Here is a 15,495-nt window from a genome sequence, read left to right as displayed (position 1 = left end):
GAGTAGCGAGTTCCGAAGAAGGCTTTGCATCGTGAAGGCTTGCCACGATACCGCTGCGAAGCCCTCCGCCCACTCAGCAATCTTGTACCAAATTTCCGTATTAGGGGAGTGTTTTGTGCCAAGAATCGAGCTCGACGCGATAGATAAGCGCATATTGATTGCCCTTCAGCGCAATAGTCGCCTTTCCAACGCCGATCTTGCGAAGAGCGTCGGGCTCTCTCCCTCGCCCTGTCTGCGCCGCGTCCGGCGCATGGAACAAGGGGGCTTTATTCTAGGTTATCGGTCGATTCTCAACCGGCCGGCGATCGGACTGGGGGTCACGGCGTTCGCCCGTCTTCAGATCGAGTGGCCGCGCGCACGAACCTTGCGCGAGGACATTGCCAAACTGCCGCAAGTCGTCGCGTGCTACATCCTGACCGGGGAGTCGGGCGTACTGCTCGAGATCGTCGCGAAAGATCTCGCCGAATACTCCAACTTTCTCTTTGGGACGCTCTACAACGTCGCCGGGGTGCGCGGCATTCAGTCGAGCGTGCTGCTCGAATCCGTCAAAGAGGGCAGCGCGCCGCTGCCGATCGACGGCGTCGAGCCGGGTGCCGCGGTTCAGGCACCGCGCGCGAAGCGCCAGCGCGCGACGTTCCAAAAAACCGAATCGTTGGAGCCGCTGGGCCCGCGCAGACGGTCGGGAAAAACGTCGAGCTCACGACGCTGATAGATCAAAACGATCGGTAAGTCGGCGTAGAGCAGCGACTGCAGGCGCGCGTACACGGCGTCGCGGCGCGCCCGGTCATAGGTTGCACGCCCGGCGGCGAGCAGCGCGTCGATGCGCCGATCGCAGATCCGCGACTTGTTGTATCCGTTGGGGGGAACGTTGGCGCACGCAAACTGGTCGGTCGTATCGGGATCGTCGCCGTTCACGAACGAGTACAACGCGAGGTCGAATCTGCCGGCATAGACCGGACCTCCCATTGCGGCCGGCGCACCGAACTGCGTGACGTTGAACTCGCGGATCGTCACGCGCGCTCCGGCGGCGCGCTCGTACTGCGCGATCTCGTTGGCGGCAACCGCTTCGCCGATCACGCCGGCTTGTACGATCAACCGCAGATCCAACGGCCGTCCGTCCTTGTGCCGGACTCCCTCGCGGCCGCGCTTCCAACCCGCTTCGTCGAGCAGCCGCCGCGCGGCGGCGGGATCGTACGGCACATCGGGATAGGCCTTCGAATCGAATGCCCAGAGAAAGAGCCCGCGCCCGGCCTGCCGGCTATCGAGCGCGCCACGGTACGCCGTTGCCACGAGCGTGCGGAAATCGATCGCTTCGGCGAGCGCGCGGCGAACGCGCGCGTCGTTCGTCACGGCATTTTGCGTGTTGAAAATCAGCGCGTCGACGGCGTCGACCGGCGTGTCCATGACGCGGTAACCGCGCAGCGCGCGCAGCTGCGGATACTGCGAGTAGTCCTGCTCGTTGAAGTACGCCTGGATCTCGTGTGTGGCCAGCTGCGTCGTGCCTTCGGAGGGAACCGCGATGAAGCGCACGATCAGCCGGCGGATCTCCGGCTCGCCGAGAAAATACCGCGGATTCGCCCGCATCTCGACCTGGTCGTCGCGAAGCCAGCGCACGACCACGTACGGCCCCGAACCGACCGGTTTCGAGTCGAACGCCAGATGGTTGAAGTCGGGGTATTTCGCGAGCAAATGTTCCGGCAGAATCGGAAAGCCTTGCGGTGCAAGCACCAGCGAGACGATCGGCGCAAACGGCGCACGCAAGTGGAGCACGAGCGTGTAATCGTTGGGCGCCTGCGCCGAGACGATACGATCGTAACCGTAACGCGTCTGCACGTTGTTGGCCGGATTGTCGATCGCGTCGATCGACCAGACGCAATCCTTGGCCGTCAGCGGCACGCCGTCGGCGAAACGGACGTCGCGACGCAGATGATAGGTGATCGTGCGGCCGTCGCCGCTGATCCCACCATTCGCGAGCGTCGGCACCTCGGTTGCGACGTCGCCGATCAAGTCACCGCGATCGTCGTACTTCACCAGATACGAAAAGAGCAACTCGCCGAACTGCGTTGAGAGTTGGCCGTTATCGAGCGCCGGATTGAGTGAGATCGGCTCCTGCTGCTCCCCGATGATCAGCGTCGTTTGGTCGAGCGGCGCGCTATCGCGTAGCGTGCAGGCACTCAGAAGTACGACCGCGGCAAGTAGGGCTAGAAGACGCACTACTCCATCGAACGAAGCGTGTCCGCCAGCAGTTTCACTCCGCGGTCGATCCGATCCGGCGTCGCGTTGCTGTAGGCGAGCCGCATGTAATGGCTTGGGATCCCCTGTGCCCGCGCCGACGACGGGTCATCGGCGGCAAAGAATGCGTTCCCGGCGATCGGCGACACCCCCGCTTCAAAAGCGCGTTCGGCCAGCACGCCGGTGTCGATGCCGTCGGGGAAGCGCAGCCAGAGATAATATCCGCCGTGAGGAGGCGTGAAAACGGCGCTTGGAAGGTCGCGCCGGACGGCTTCGATCATGCGATCGCGATGCTCCCCGTACGCGGCGCGCGCGCGCGCGATTTGCGGCTCGAGGCCTCCGTCGGCAAAAAATTCGACGATGATGCGCTGCGTCATCGGCGCAGTTCCACCGTCGCTCTTGAGCTGCGCGATCCGCACGATCGAATCGGCCTCGGCACAGATCCAACCGATCCGTAAGCCCGGCGCAATCAATTTGGAGAACGTACCGAGCGCAAAGACGATGCCGGAGCGGTCGAGCGATTTGAGCGACGGCTCCGACGAACCCTCGAAGCGCAACCGGCGATAGGGACTATCCTCGACGATCGGAATGCTTCGCGACGTCGCGAGGGCAAGCAACGCCTGCCGCCGTCGCAGCGACATCGTGATACCGCTCGGATTGTGAAAGTCGGGAACGTCGTAGATGAACTTCGGGGCGGGCAACCGGTCGCGTTCGCGCTGGGCGAGCCGCTTGGCGAGCATGACGACGTCGAGACCTTCCTCGTCCTGCGGCACCTCGATGAACGTCAGGCCGAAACTGCGTAGGATCGGAATCGCGGTGAAGTACGTCGGTCCGGTTACGACGACCGCGTCACCGTCGTCGACCAGCAGGCGGCAGATCAACTCCAGACCGTGCTTCGCGCCGTTGACGACGATCACGTTCTCCGCGGTAACCGCGGCGCCGTCGTCGCGCATGTATTGAGCGATCCACTCACGCATGGGCCGCAATCCGTAGGGCGAGCCGTACTGCAGCGACTCGCTCCGAAAAACGGTCAGCGCCCGCGCCGCGGCGCGGGTCAGATCCGGGAAGATCTCCGGAAACGCATAGCCGGAGTCCAGTGAAATGGCATCGGCCGAATCCGGATGGAGCGGCCCCGGCAGCCGCATGGCTCGCCGCGCGAGTGTTTGCATGCCCTACGGCTGCTCTGACGCGCGGTGCCGCTCCTGTGGCATGCGCGCAACGCTATACCAAATAATACCTCTTCGTAATCTAATTATGCCAACAATTGCAAGGGTTATGGAATAATTAAATCCTATGGGTGGAGCGACGTTCCAATCGTTGCGCGCGCCGAAAGCGACTGCTCGGCGATGGCGCGCAGCGATTCCAATTGTGCGCGCGTCATTTCGTCGAGGCCCCGCCGCGAAAGCGCGGCGCTCGTGTCGCTGCGCAGATCCTCGAGTTGCAGGCGAGCGAGCGCCTGCGCGTCGCCCGGCGTTCCGGGCCGCGGTGCGGTCACCATTTGTCCCAGAAACGTCGCGTACATGGTCTGCAGATTTCGCCGGACCGGCCCTTCGTGCGTCACGGCCCCGCCCGCGATGTCGCCGAAAATGCCCGCCCGCGTCCAATCGAAGAGATCGGTGAGCGTCATCGTCTTTCCCGGCGGATAGCGCAGCGAGAACTCGTCGATCCGCTGCAGACGAATCGGGGAGAAGAGTTCCGCGAGCGCCGATTGCTGCGCCGCGCCGACCGTGCTCAAGATCGAAACTCCGTGATGGGGTGCGGGATCGTAGGCCCACTTCGCGCTGAACAACGGCACGCTGATCTCGGAATAGGTCAGCGTGTCGAGCACCGCCGGATTGAAGTGCCACGCCGCCTCGGAGAAGAGGCCGGCGTCGAGCTGATCCCAGGCGTCACGGTCCTGCGCCAGCGTTACCGGCGTCAGCGGTGCGAGCGCGCCGGGATCGCCGCGCTGTGCGCGCGAGAGATACTCGCCGCCGATCGTGTGCACCGGATCGTACACGCAGCGCAGGTAGCCGCTCATATCGGTCACGAACGCCGCGCGCGCCTCATCGTAGGGCATGCCGCGCTCGGGAAATCGCGCATTGACCGAGTCCATCAAGCCGTGATACATCGCCGCCTGCGTTTTGCACCACGCCAGCGGATCGTTGGTGAGGTTGAAGGTCTGCACGCGCGGATCGATCGAATGCCCGCCGGCGAACTCACGTGCGTCCTCGTCGCTCGCGAAACGAAACCATGGATTTGTCCAATTCGGTGCGTTCGGAACGAGGCCGTAGCCGTACTGGATCGCGTAGTAGTCATACGGCCCAAGCACGAGCTGCACGTAGTCGCCCTGCGGCGTGCCTTTCGGCCAGAGGTTGATCGGCGCGTATTCCATCACCGAGCTTGCGATGCCGTAACGGTCGGTGAACGATTTGCTCTGGAGTTGACGCGCCGAATAGGCTTCGTGAGCGATGAAGTTGTGCTGCAGACCGAAATCGTGGCCGGATTCGTGAAGAACGACCGAGCGAAGCAGGTTCTGCGCAAACGCATTCTCGGCGGCAAGCGAGTCGGGCAGACCACGCGCCGGAGCGACGGCGTACTTGTAATCGAGCCGTCCGTGCATGGGCACGGCCGCATCGAAGTTCACGCCGACGTTGATCTCTTCCCCGGTACGCGGGTCGTCGATGATCTCGGCTTGCGCACCGTAGGCCGGATTGCTCGTGTCGACCCAGCGAATCATGTTGTGGCGGATGTCGTCGCTGTCCCACGACGGATCGCTGGGCTGTTGCTCGACTTTGATCGCGTTCAAGATGCCCACTTTGGCGAAGGCTTTGTTCCACGTCAAGAGTGCGTCGCGAACCGTCTGGCGGTACTCGGGCGGGATGTCGCTGCTCAGATAATAGACGACCGGATTCGCCGCGTTTGCCGGCGCGCTCGACGTGCGCGTGCCGAAATTCCAGCGGATGATGTAATCGATCGTGCGCTGCAGCCGCGTGTCGTTCCTGAAATCGAGCAGCGGTTGCGAGAAAAAGCCGACGCGGGGATCGTAGACGCGCGGCACATATCCGTCGTTCGGCGCCTGGATCAGGTTATAGGTGATGCGCACTTCGATGCTGCGCGGATCCGGCGCGTTATCGACCAGATCGGGATCGGCCGAGGTCCAGGTCTGATCGACGCGCAGCACGTCGTTCTCGGGAAACGCCTTGGTCGCGAGAAAGAACGACTTGGTCGCGTCGATATGATAGGCGTGCGCGGGATTTTTCACCGCATACTTCAGGGTGTCCGCGAGATTCCCGACGTCGCCCAGGAACGGGGCTGCGGAGATCACGACGTGCTCGCCGTCTTGCGCTTCGATTGGAAGGACGGCTACGATCGAGTTCGGGAGCGACTGCTCGACCCCGGCGCGCTGCGCGGAGCCGTTCGCGGTCAACGCGTAGGTGTTCGGCCAGCGCAGCACGATCGTCTCGCCGTATCGCTCGAAGTGAAGGATACGCGCCGGCGCGATGTACGGCTCGCCGGGCGCCGGACCGAAGCCGCCCATTCCGCTCGCCGGTACCGACGTTTCGATGAAATCCTCGCCGAATTGCGCGGTCGAAAGTTCCAAATAGGTCTTGCCCGCTTTGTCCACGATCGGAATCAATCCCGGGTGGATCGTCGCGCCTTTCATGAACGCTTCGAGCGCAGTCGGCGCCGGTGCGGGCGACGGAGCAGCCGCCGTCAAAACGATCGCAACAAGAGCGGCCGAGATGAACTCGGCGAGTCGGCGGACCATCAAATGCCTCCTTACGGCGCGAGAATACGCGCGAGCAGCGGCGTCGCGGGAGCCGATTTGAGCGCGTGCCAGGGAGCATCCTGCACGACGCGCCCTCGCTCGATCGCAATCGCCCGAGCGCAAAGCTGTTCAAGTAGATCCGCTTCGTGATCGACGACGAGCATGGTGAAACGAAGTTGGCACTGCCAATCGGCGAGCGCGGCGACCAATTCGCGTACCAGATATCGATCCAGCCCGGCGAAGGGCTCATCGAGCAGAACGAGCCGCGGCTTGCGCGCCAGCATCCGCGCGAGCGCGACGCGCCGCGCTTGCCCGCCGGAAATCGCGTGCACGTTCTCATTCCAGATCGGTTCGAGCTGCAAACGCTCGCGCAACTGCGTAACCCACGAATCGGCTCCGCGCGCGCCGTTGGTCAGACCGAAGCGCACGTTCTCGCTCACGCGTAAATGTGGGAAGAGATGCGCGTCCTGCGTCAGATAGCCGAGCGGCCGGCGATGCAGCGGCAACGGCGGCGGAAAGAGCGCGTCGTCGTCAAGCCGTATTTCGCCGTCGTCGGGAATCTCGGCCCCTGCGATGCAAGCAAGAATCGTGCTCTTCCCCGCGCCCGACGCGCCGAAGATTGCGCACGCCTCGCCGGATGCCACCCGAAAGCGCACGTCGACGGTGAACTGCGTGCGGGCTTTGCGAAGACGAACGTCAAGCACGATTCGCTTCGCGTACCCGGCGCTGTGCGAGCACGTGCACGAGCCATGGCAGCGGCAGCGCGGTCGCAAGAAACACGACCATCAGCGGCATCACCGCCGGCAAACCGAAGTTTTGCAGGTTGACCCAAATGGCGACCGGCATTCCGGCGGGATAGTACGCGGTAATGACCACCGCACCGAATTCGGTGAGCGCGCGCACCCACGCCAGGCTGAGGGCGACGGCAAAACCGAGCCGCGCCACCGGAAAGGTGACGCGCCAGAACACGCTCCAGGCGTCGCGGCCGAGCAGGCCGGCTTGCACCTCGAGCGCGCGCGGCACGCGTTCGAGCGCGGCGATCGCACCGAGCACGTAGTACCCGATGCTCACGTAAACTTGGGTGACGACGAAGGCGATCGCCGTGTTGGCGAAATGCGCGCCGAACGCGAGCGAGAGCAGAATTCCGAGCGCCAGCGGCGGCAGCAACACGGAGATCAGCAAGACCGCCTGCCACGCAATGCGCTCGCGCGACGGCGCGCGCGCGATGTAGTGCGCCATCGGCGTACCGAGGGCGACGACGATAAGCATCGCAAGCGCCGTCAGACCGAGCGAGACGCGCACCGGGGCGAGCATTGCCGCGAGGTTCCAGCGCCACGGACCGACGCGCGCGAACAGTCCCGCCAGCGGGTAGAGCAGCGCGAGAGCGAAAAGCGCCGCGCCCGCACGCTTCACGTCAAGATGCTTGCGCCGGTAGGCGGATCGTAGGCGTATTGGGTGAGGATCGCTTTCGCCTCGGGGCCGGAGAACCAATTCACGAACGCCTGCGCCTTGGCGGCATGCCGCGAACCTTCGATCGCGGCGGCATAATAGACCAGTGCTTGCGGATGGTAGCTCTTACCGTTCAATTCGAGCGACGCGTGCGCGTAGCGGACACTCATCGATTGGTTGCCGAGATTGATCTCGTCGGGCAACCGCACGAACGGCAGTCCGAACGGTCCCGGCTGCGTCTTATAAGCCGACGCGGCATCGAGTTCGCCGCTCTGCAGACGCGCCTCCACCGACCCTTCGGCGAAGATCTGCGCCGGATTGATCGTCTCGCCGAGGATTTTTTGAGCGAGGCCGGGCCGATCGTAGTACAGCTCCGCCAGCTGCAGGGTGAAGATGATGTTGCGGCCTTGCGGATCGGTCGCGGGATCGGTTCGTCCGAACCGCACCCCCGGCTGCTGCAGCACCTCGTACCACGGGCGCGCGACGAAAGACGCCGCCACCGGACTCTTCGGACTGTACGCGATCACCATCTCGGTGCGCGCGATCGGAATCGCGCGTTTCACCTTGCGGGCCCCGAGCACGGTGCGCATCGGCCCGGGTGTAACCGGCACGAAGACGTCTGCCGCGATCGTGCCGCTCACGATCAACTGCGCCAGCGCATCCGAACCCTGCGCGCGGCCGTGGATGTCAACACCAAGACTCTTGACGACCGCCGTTTTCACCGGCCCTTCCATCATCGAACCCATCGACCCCGCGTAGGCGACGTCGAGCACCGTCAACGGCTGCGCGTTTGCGGGGGCGATCAGCGCGGCGCTTGCGAGACCGGCGCCCGCCGCGATCCACTCCCGTCGATTCACGCGATACGCTCCCCCGCTCGGCTCAGGTCGTACGCGTCGAGGCCATGTACGTCGCGCCGGAACGCTTGCGATCGCAGCGTTTCGAGCAACACGCGAGCGCCGGACACGCGCAACGCGCCCGACGCGACGACCAGCGTGCAGCGCTCCTCGCGCAGCGGAATGAAATCAAGCGAGAAGATTCGCGCGACGCTTGCCATGCCGACCGCGACGTCGGCGAACCCCTGCGCGATCGCGCGACCGGCATCGACCTGACCGGCGACCTCGCGATCGTATCCGCGAATGCGCTGCGGTTCGAGCTTGGCGCCGCGCAGGCGCTCGTCGAGCAATGCGCGCGCCGCGGCGCCGCGCGGGCGGTTCACCAGGCGCGCGCGCGTGCGTGCGATATCGCCGGCGCCGCGAAATCGCAGCGGATTGTCGCGCGCCAGCAGCCAGCCTTCTTCGGTGGTAGCCAGTTCGAAGCGCTCGTACCCCTCGCGCGCGAGCCGTGTGCCGGTTTCGCCGTGCAGCACCGCGGCGTGCACGCTGCCGGCGCGCAGTTCGTCCAACGCCGCGCGATTGGTCATCGGCAGCCACAGTACGTGCAGATCGCGTTCGCGCAGCATCGCGTGCCGCGCGAGCAATCCTGCGGCGACGTCGCATCCGGCGACGAAGATCGTGGGGAGCGCGCGCTGCGTCGGCTCGAGCGCGAGATGCTCGCGCGCGACCGCGTCGAACGCGCGTCGCGGCGGATCGGCCGGTAGGTCGAAGAGTTCTTCGACGGTGCAGCCGAGCACGCGCGCCAGCGAAAGCGCGATGCCGACGCTCGGCTGCACACGCCCGCTCTCGATCGCGCCGACCGTTTGCCGCGTGATGCCGGCCGCCCGCGCCAGCGTCCGCTGCGAGAGCCCGCGCGCGGTTCGCAGCGATTCCAGCCGGCAGGCAATGATCTTTGTCATTAGGTTCGCAATCATTGCCCAGGCGGGCGCTTGCGCCCTGCCGGGGAAAGCTGAGGCCATGAGCTTCCGCAAGCGATTCATGGTGAAGCCGGCCGCGAAGGTTCGCCTAGCCGATATCGACCCGGGCTTCACCGGGCACCACCGCCACAAATCCGACGCGGCCGCCGAAATCGAGGCCGACACCAAACGGCTGACCGAACTGCAGTACCTGCTCTACGCCGGCAACGCGCACGCGCTCTTGATCGTGCTGCAGGGACTCGACGCGTCCGGCAAGGACGGCACGATCTCGCACGTCTTTAGCGGGCTCAATCCGCAAGGCGCGCGCGTGCACGCCTTCAAAGAACCCTCGAAAGAAGAGCTCGCGCACGACTTTCTCTGGCGCGCGCACTTGCAGACGCCGGCGCGCGGCGAGATCGTCATCTTCAACCGGTCGCACTACGAGGACGTGTTGATCGTACGCGTACACGATCTCGTCCCCAAGAGCGTGTGGTCGAAACGCTACGACCTCATCAATTCCTTCGAAGCGGATCTGGGGCAGGCGAACGTCACGATTCTGAAATTCTACTTGCACATGAGCGAGGGAGAGCAACTCGAGCGTTTCAAAGGCCGGCTCGACGATCCGCACCGCCGGTGGAAGATCAGCGAAGCCGACTACACCGAACGATCGTATTTCAAAGAATACATGAAAGCCTACGAAGACGTGCTCGAAGAGACGAGCACCGAGTACGCTCCTTGGTTCGTCATCCCGTCCGACCACAAGTGGTTCCGCAACCTGGCGGTCTCGAAAATCGTCGTCGAAACACTCGAAACACTGAACATGCGCTTGCCGCCCGTCACCGTCGATCTCGACCAGATCCGGCGCAAGTATCACGAAGCAGCAGCGCGAACTGGTGCGTCATGAGCTACAAAAAGACGGCCTCGGCCCTACTGCTGTGCGCCGCGTTCGCCGGCGTCGCTTTCGCCTCGCCCGCCTACGCCAACGGCGTCGTGCGCGTGCAGCAGAGCGACGGTTCGGTGCGGGACTACCCGCAGGTCCGGATGGCCTGGACCGGGCAGACGCTCTGGCTCCACAGCGCCGACGGCAAAGGCGTGCTGCAAATCACCACTGGTGCTTGTTCCTATGCCGGCAGTGTTTTGCGCTGCCTACCCTACTCGATCACGCTTCATCAAAGCGGCAAGAAGCATCCGATCGCGATCGCGAACGGCACCGTCTACATCAATCTCTCCGGCAAAACAGGTCACGTTCCATATTCGTCGCGGCCGATCGGGCCGCACGGTCTGATGGTGGCGATCAAGACGCAGCACGGAACCTTCATAACGGTACGCGGCCATCTCGACGAGGTGAAATAGGTGAAACGCATCGTGCGCGCCGCCGTGGCGCTCATCTTAGCCGCGGCCCTGCCGGCCGCCGCGCTCGCTCAACGTCCGGGCGGCGGCGGAGGGCATCCGGCGCCAGCAGCGCGCCCCGCGCCCGCGGCACGCCCCGCGCCTGCAGCACGTCCGGCCCCGGCATATCATCCGGCGCCGGCTGCCCCGGCGCGTCCGGCGCAACCGCCCGGCTTCTCGTTTCCGCACGACGTCAACCGTCCGGCTGCCCCAGCGCGCCCCGTCGCGCGTCCCGGAAATCTGCCGCAGGGTCCGCGTGCGCCGATCGCGCGCCCGCCGGCCCGCGCGTACGTGCGCCCGATTCCGCCAAACTATAACGGCCCGCATATCGTCAACCCGCACCATTGGAGCAACTGGTCCTGGAATCACGGCGTGCGGTGGTATCCGGCGCCGATCTACTGGGGAGGCGGTTTTTGGGGTCCCTTCGCGATCGGCGCGGCTCTCGGCATCGCGCTGCTCGGGTCCATCATCGATTATCAGGATCAGCAGATCTATCCGTCATACGCGGTGCAGCCGGAATCGCCGGGTGCAACCCTCTTGCAGGATTACGGCCTGACGCAGACGCCTTGCGGACCGCCCAATCTCGTCGTCATCTGGGGCCCGGACAACAGCGTGGTCTGCGCGTTTCCGAACAACGTGGTCGCGCCGGGAAACTACGACGTCGATCCGACGACGCTGACGCTGGTCACACCGCCCTCGCAGTAGGCAACCCCGTGAAGAGACTCGTGATACGGGCATCACGTCACCTCAAATGACCCGCCGTCCCGAGTCACGGTGACGCATCCGCACGGCGATCACGTTGGCGGGTGTTCGCCGGTGTTGCGGAAATTGCGCGTTGCGGAGATCGCCGATAGCGGTCAGACGTCCGGCGGTCACGCCTATCACGACTTCCTCGACGTTGCACATGCTGAGCGCGCGCCGGCGAGGTGTGGCGCACCGGCGACGGCGTGACGCTGCAATTCATCGGACCGCAATTGCCATTCGTGGGCGGCCGTAATGCAATCAACGAGAACTCTATCGCATTCATCCTGACGTATAGGCGCTTTCGGATGCTCTTCACCGGTGACGCGGGCAGCCTCGCCGAGCAACGCCTTTTGGATGAAGGGATCGATCTGCACGCCGATGTCCTGAAGGTCCGGCACCACGGGTCCGCCTACGGATCGTCACCCGAATTCATCGCCGCCGTGCACCCGCGTTACGCGATCATCTCCGTCGGACGTCATAACATCTTCCGCCATCCGGCGCCGTCGACAATCGAGACGCTCGAACGCGCCGGGGCACAGGTCTACCGTACCGACGAGAATGGCGCTACAATCGTGACCAGCGACGGTAATCCGGCCTCTACCGTGGTCACCGAGGATTTGGCTTCCGGTCCGCAATAACCGACCCGCATGCTCCGCTGGCTGTTATTCGCTACCGTCGTCTTTTGTTCGGCGTGCTCAGCCGGGAACTCTTACTCTGCATCAAGCGCAGAGTGGCTTTCTTATGGTCACGACTACTCCAACCAACGCTTTTCGCAGCTCGATCAGATCAACAGCCGCAACGCGCAGCACCTAGCTCCTGTGTACGTATTTCAAACCGGCGTCCTCGGGGCGTTTGAAACCAGCCCACTGGTTGCCGGAGGTGTGATGTACTTGACCACCGCGTATGACGGCGTCTTCGCGATCGATGCGCAGAGCGGCAGGCTCCTGTGGAAGCGCGATCCGCTGCCAGGCACATTTCGCCAGTGCTGTGGTCCGGTGAATAGGGGCGTTGCCCTGTCCAAAGACCTCGTCGTGATCGGGCAGTTAGATGGCCGCGTTGTTGCGCTTGATCGTAAATCGGGACTTCGGAAATGGAGCGTTCGCGTCGCCGATAACGCGCAGGGCTATAGCATCACCATGGCGCCGCTCATCTATCGCGATTCTGTCATCGTTGGCGTGGGTGGCAGCGACCTCGGAATTCGTGGAGCTCTGATGGCGCTCTCCCTGCGCAATGGTAGACTGCGTTGGCGCTGGTTTGCCACGGATGCGCACCATTGGTTTGGTAATACCTGGAAGCGCGGCGGCGGCGGGATCTGGACCACACCGGCGATCGATCCTTCACGCGATTCGATCTACTTCACGACTGGAAATCCGTGGCCCGATCTCAATGGTGAATCGCGGCCAGGTGACAACCTTTTTACGGATTGTATCGTCGCTCTGAGCGCTTCTACCGGTCGGATGCGATGGTATTTTCAGGAGGTGGCTCATGACACGATGGACCTCGACGCGGCCTCACCGCCCGTGCTATTTCAAACGGTGGATGCCCGTGGGCGACGGGTCGACGCAGTCGGCGAGATCGGGAAGAACGGAATCTTCTACGTCCTCAATCGCGAAAGCGGCAAGTTGATACGCCGATCGATCGACGTGTCCAGTCTCAACATGCCGGGTGACAGCAAGGATGCTTGGACGGGCGGTGCGAGCTGGTCGCCCACGTCGTACGATCCTCATCTGAGGTATGTGATCGTGACGGCGACTCGACATCTTCGGCCGGAGCGGGGGAAGCACCGATCGGGGATCGAGGAGCTGAAACGCGAGTGGGCACGGATATATGGTTCCGTTTCGGCCGTGAACGTGGGAACGGGCGCTATCGTATGGCAAGACGAGTTCGACGGTGGACTCGTGGGCGGTACGGTTTCAACAGCCGGCGGCGTCACGTTCGTCGGCGAGGGAAACGGACATTTCGATGCGCTCGACACGCGAACAGGTGTGCGGCTATGGCAGTTTCAGACGGGCGCGGGGGTCAACGCGCCGCCGATCGTCTTTCGGGAGGACGGTCGCGAGTACGTAGCCGTCGCCTCCGGCGGTAATCAACAACTCGGGACGCCGAAGGGCGACGCCCTCTTTGTCTTCCGACTCCCCGATGAATGAGGAATGTAGGACTTAAGGCCTACCGGCCGACCCTTGACTTGCTTGGGCTTTTCGGACCGTGCTACACTGGCTTTCCGTAACGCTCGCCAGGGCGGCGTCCCACGGAATTTGGTGTGGGCACGGCATGTGGGGGCAGGCGAATGAGAACACTGCAGGGTCTTTTTTGTCTTTGGCTCGTCGTTGCATTGGTTGCTTGCGGCGGTGGCAGCGGCATGCCGATAGTTCGAGATTACACGAGCGGCGGTCCCCAGGTTCATGCGAGTCCGCAATCGGTCATCCCAAGATGCGGCACGTCCCCCTGCCACCCTGCTGTGCCGCCCCCATGCACCCTAAACTACACCGAACTCGCCACGTCGCCTGCTGATCAGCAACGAACTACTATCGGCGTCGGCGAAGTGGTTGAGCTCTCGGGGAACGGCGGCGGCTGGTTCGTAACCGGCGACGACGGGGCGCTCAGCAGCACCGTGCCGGGCCCGACGGTATTTTATGCGGGTGCCGTAGCGGGCGAGGTGACCGTTACCGAAGACAGCAATTTGGATTATGACGAGGAATGCAATGAGAGGTCCGTCTCCTTTACCGTCATTGCGCCCAGTGGCTTGGTCTATGAACAGGTGAACGGTCTGAAGCACACCCAGGGCCTCGACGACATTGGCATGGAAACTTACTATTATCTGCAACCGGACACCGTCTCGTTCACGAACGTCGAATTTCAAGAGGTTCAAGCCTATGCGCAGGTTGCCGCACCCGAGCCAGCCGCCTGGTCTTGCCAGGCTAATAACCCGCACCTGCCAGCCCCAACACCGACACCGCTTGCTGTTCTACCGGAGTCCGGAACCCTTGGGTCGCAAGTTAACACCACCGATATCGCATATTCCGCCGGCTGCACCTTCACGAGCAACGGTCAGCCTGTGGCGCCGACCGCTGGATATGAGGAGTTTCAGATACCAGACGAGTACGTGGTCGTCAGCGATCCGACAGGGACGTGGTATCCGATTACAACCACAACACAGGAAGCGACTCTCACTAGCGCTGGCGCTCTGTCGATGTACAAGGGAGGCGTCACGAGTGAGCCGTCGATAACAATAAACAGCCCGACGTCCTGCTACACGTCCTTCCCGTGTTAGGAGCCCGCGAACATGATGCAGAGAACAATTGGCTTGACCCTATGTCTCATTCTCGCTCTTCCCGTCACAGCAAATGCAGCGACCGCGGGCGATCAGATGCAACAGCGGGTGGCTGCTTCGATGCAGGACCTTCAGCGCTTCAGGACCGGGCATTCATTTAGCGACTTACAAGGTGCGATCACGACTCTCTTTAGCTTTGGGGATATTAAATCGATCGCGCCTGCAGACTATGTGGCGCGCAGAAGAAGTCTGGTTCAGGCGTGGGCGCAGATCCTAAAAGTAATTGAGGAGTCGTACGATCCCACGTACGATCCGCATGATCCAAATGATGTTCCTTTCGACTGCCTTATAGCGCCCGGAGCAACCAGTCCCACGTGCTTCGATTACCAAAACATCAAGGATCCCAAGGCGCGCGCCGACTTTATTGCGGCAATTAAGGCGAACGGAGCAAAGGCTCGAAAGGCGCTATATTACAGCCGGCTTTGGAACCTCGACGAACTCGCGATGGGTTCGCTAAAGATGGATTTGCAAATCTTCAGCGGCGCCGGCGCACCGCCGGACGTTGCGGCGCTCGATGCGATTATTCAACAGGCAGGACTCAGTGAGTCCCGGCAAACCGCAATACACGCAATGCTCGCCGCGCCGGCTCCACGATAAACGCCGTAAATTGGTTCCGGAAGCTGCTCCAAGGTAATTGCTCGCGACTGACGCAAATACGTGATGAAACGTGTGCTTTACAAACCGGTTAAGGCGGCCTCGCTCATTTTCGCCTTGAGCTTCTTCCCGGCCGTTGCGGCACATGCGGCAGTTAATCCGCAGATACAAACGCGCGTTACGACCTCAATGCAGGAACTGCAAACGTACAACACG

16 protein-coding genes are annotated in these 15,495 nt (G+C 63.2%); 8 read left to right on the top strand and 8 right to left on the bottom strand.

Annotation, left to right across the window (positions count from 1 at the left end):
• Positions 1 to 115 precede the first annotated feature (115 nt).
• The gene (locus VMF11_02310; protein HTU69127.1) at positions 116 to 709 is read left to right on the top strand and encodes an Lrp/AsnC family transcriptional regulator; all 594 of its coding nucleotides are present in this window, start codon (positions 116 to 118) and stop codon (positions 707 to 709) included.
• On the opposite strand, the gene VMF11_02305 is transcribed toward VMF11_02310, so the two are convergent.
• From VMF11_02305 to VMF11_02275, 7 genes are all read right to left on the bottom strand, one after another.
• A complete protein-coding gene (locus VMF11_02305; protein HTU69126.1) occupies positions 601 to 2,214 on the bottom strand; it encodes a peptide ABC transporter substrate-binding protein in 1,614 nt (537 codons plus the stop codon). The two genes, VMF11_02310 and VMF11_02305, sit on opposite strands and share 109 nt — an antisense overlap.
• Positions 2,214 to 3,401 (bottom strand): PLP-dependent aminotransferase family protein, encoded by a 1,188-nt coding sequence (locus VMF11_02300; GenBank protein ID HTU69125.1) that lies wholly within the window; start codon positions 3,399 to 3,401, stop codon positions 2,214 to 2,216. The genes VMF11_02305 and VMF11_02300 overlap by 1 nt, the downstream gene beginning before the upstream one ends.
• 122 nt (positions 3,402 to 3,523) lie before the next feature.
• On the bottom strand, positions 3,524 to 5,983 hold the full coding sequence (locus VMF11_02295) for a zinc-dependent metalloprotease (GenBank protein HTU69124.1): 2,460 nt from the start codon (positions 5,981 to 5,983) through the stop codon (positions 3,524 to 3,526).
• Between the two features lie 11 nt (positions 5,984 to 5,994).
• On the bottom strand, positions 5,995 to 6,687 hold the full coding sequence (locus VMF11_02290) for an ATP-binding cassette domain-containing protein (GenBank protein ID HTU69123.1): 693 nt from the start codon (positions 6,685 to 6,687) through the stop codon (positions 5,995 to 5,997).
• Entirely contained in the window at positions 6,680 to 7,396 is a 717-nt protein-coding gene (locus tag VMF11_02285) for an ABC transporter permease subunit (protein ID HTU69122.1), read from the bottom strand. The genes VMF11_02290 and VMF11_02285 overlap by 8 nt, the downstream gene beginning before the upstream one ends.
• Positions 7,393 to 8,289, bottom strand: coding sequence for an extracellular solute-binding protein (locus VMF11_02280; protein HTU69121.1), 897 nt, complete (start codon positions 8,287 to 8,289; stop codon positions 7,393 to 7,395). The genes VMF11_02285 and VMF11_02280 overlap by 4 nt, the downstream gene beginning before the upstream one ends.
• Positions 8,286 to 9,224, bottom strand: coding sequence for a substrate-binding domain-containing protein (locus VMF11_02275; GenBank protein ID HTU69120.1), 939 nt, complete (start codon positions 9,222 to 9,224; stop codon positions 8,286 to 8,288). The genes VMF11_02280 and VMF11_02275 overlap by 4 nt, the downstream gene beginning before the upstream one ends.
• A gap of 58 nt (positions 9,225 to 9,282) precedes the next feature.
• On the opposite strand from VMF11_02275, the gene VMF11_02270 reads away from it, so the two are divergent.
• From VMF11_02270 to VMF11_02260, 3 genes are read left to right on the top strand one after another with little or no spacing between them, the layout of a single operon-like run.
• Positions 9,283 to 10,125: a polyphosphate kinase 2 family protein gene (locus tag VMF11_02270; GenBank protein HTU69119.1), complete on the top strand. Its 843-nt coding sequence runs from the start codon at positions 9,283 to 9,285 to the stop codon at positions 10,123 to 10,125.
• Entirely contained in the window at positions 10,122 to 10,574 is a 453-nt protein-coding gene (locus VMF11_02265; protein ID HTU69118.1) for a hypothetical protein, read from the top strand. The genes VMF11_02270 and VMF11_02265 overlap by 4 nt, the downstream gene beginning before the upstream one ends.
• Positions 10,575 to 11,315 (top strand): hypothetical protein, encoded by a 741-nt coding sequence (locus VMF11_02260; protein HTU69117.1) that lies wholly within the window; start codon positions 10,575 to 10,577, stop codon positions 11,313 to 11,315. It abuts the gene before it with no gap.
• A 42-nt stretch (positions 11,316 to 11,357) separates the two neighbouring features.
• Here the strand turns inward: VMF11_02260 and VMF11_02255 are convergent, their stop codons facing one another.
• On the bottom strand, positions 11,358 to 11,495 hold the full coding sequence (locus VMF11_02255) for a hypothetical protein (GenBank protein HTU69116.1): 138 nt from the start codon (positions 11,493 to 11,495) through the stop codon (positions 11,358 to 11,360).
• A gap of 41 nt (positions 11,496 to 11,536) precedes the next feature.
• Here VMF11_02255 and VMF11_02250 point away from each other — a divergent pair, with 41 nt between their 5' ends.
• From VMF11_02250 to VMF11_02235, 4 genes are all read left to right on the top strand, one after another.
• Positions 11,537 to 11,992, top strand: a complete 456-nt coding sequence (locus tag VMF11_02250; GenBank protein HTU69115.1) for a hypothetical protein — start codon at positions 11,537 to 11,539, stop codon at positions 11,990 to 11,992.
• Positions 11,993 to 12,001: 9 nt separating this feature from the next.
• The gene (locus tag VMF11_02245) at positions 12,002 to 13,501 is read left to right on the top strand and encodes a PQQ-binding-like beta-propeller repeat protein (GenBank protein HTU69114.1); all 1,500 of its coding nucleotides are present in this window, start codon (positions 12,002 to 12,004) and stop codon (positions 13,499 to 13,501) included.
• A gap of 395 nt (positions 13,502 to 13,896) precedes the next feature.
• On the top strand, positions 13,897 to 14,625 hold the full coding sequence (locus tag VMF11_02240) for a hypothetical protein (protein HTU69113.1): 729 nt from the start codon (positions 13,897 to 13,899) through the stop codon (positions 14,623 to 14,625).
• A 12-nt stretch (positions 14,626 to 14,637) separates the two neighbouring features.
• Positions 14,638 to 15,282, top strand: coding sequence for a hypothetical protein (locus VMF11_02235; GenBank protein HTU69112.1), 645 nt, complete (start codon positions 14,638 to 14,640; stop codon positions 15,280 to 15,282).
• Positions 15,283 to 15,495: the final 213 nt, after the last annotated feature.

The organism is Candidatus Baltobacteraceae bacterium, assembly GCA_035502855.1.
Taxonomy (GTDB): Bacteria; Vulcanimicrobiota; Vulcanimicrobiia; order Vulcanimicrobiales; family Vulcanimicrobiaceae; genus Aquilonibacter.
This window is presented reverse-complemented; position numbering and strand designations above follow the sequence as displayed.

What these genes read in the sequence shown, in the direction of transcription:
- VMF11_02295 (HTU69124.1), bottom strand. Translation starts at nt 5,983, where the DNA reads ATGGTCCGCCGACTCGCCGAGTTCATCTCGGCCGCTCTTGTTGCGATC.
- VMF11_02265 (HTU69118.1), top strand. Translation starts at nt 10,122, where the DNA reads ATGAGCTACAAAAAGACGGCCTCGGCCCTACTGCTGTGCGCCGCGTTC.
- VMF11_02245 (HTU69114.1), top strand. Translation starts at nt 12,002, where the DNA reads ATGCTCCGCTGGCTGTTATTCGCTACCGTCGTCTTTTGTTCGGCGTGC.
- VMF11_02275 (HTU69120.1), bottom strand. Translation starts at nt 9,224, where the DNA reads ATGACAAAGATCATTGCCTGCCGGCTGGAATCGCTGCGAACCGCGCGC.
- VMF11_02270 (HTU69119.1), top strand. Translation starts at nt 9,283, where the DNA reads ATGAGCTTCCGCAAGCGATTCATGGTGAAGCCGGCCGCGAAGGTTCGC.
- VMF11_02300 (HTU69125.1), bottom strand. Translation starts at nt 3,401, where the DNA reads ATGCAAACACTCGCGCGGCGAGCCATGCGGCTGCCGGGGCCGCTCCAT.
- VMF11_02235 (HTU69112.1), top strand. Translation starts at nt 14,638, where the DNA reads ATGATGCAGAGAACAATTGGCTTGACCCTATGTCTCATTCTCGCTCTT.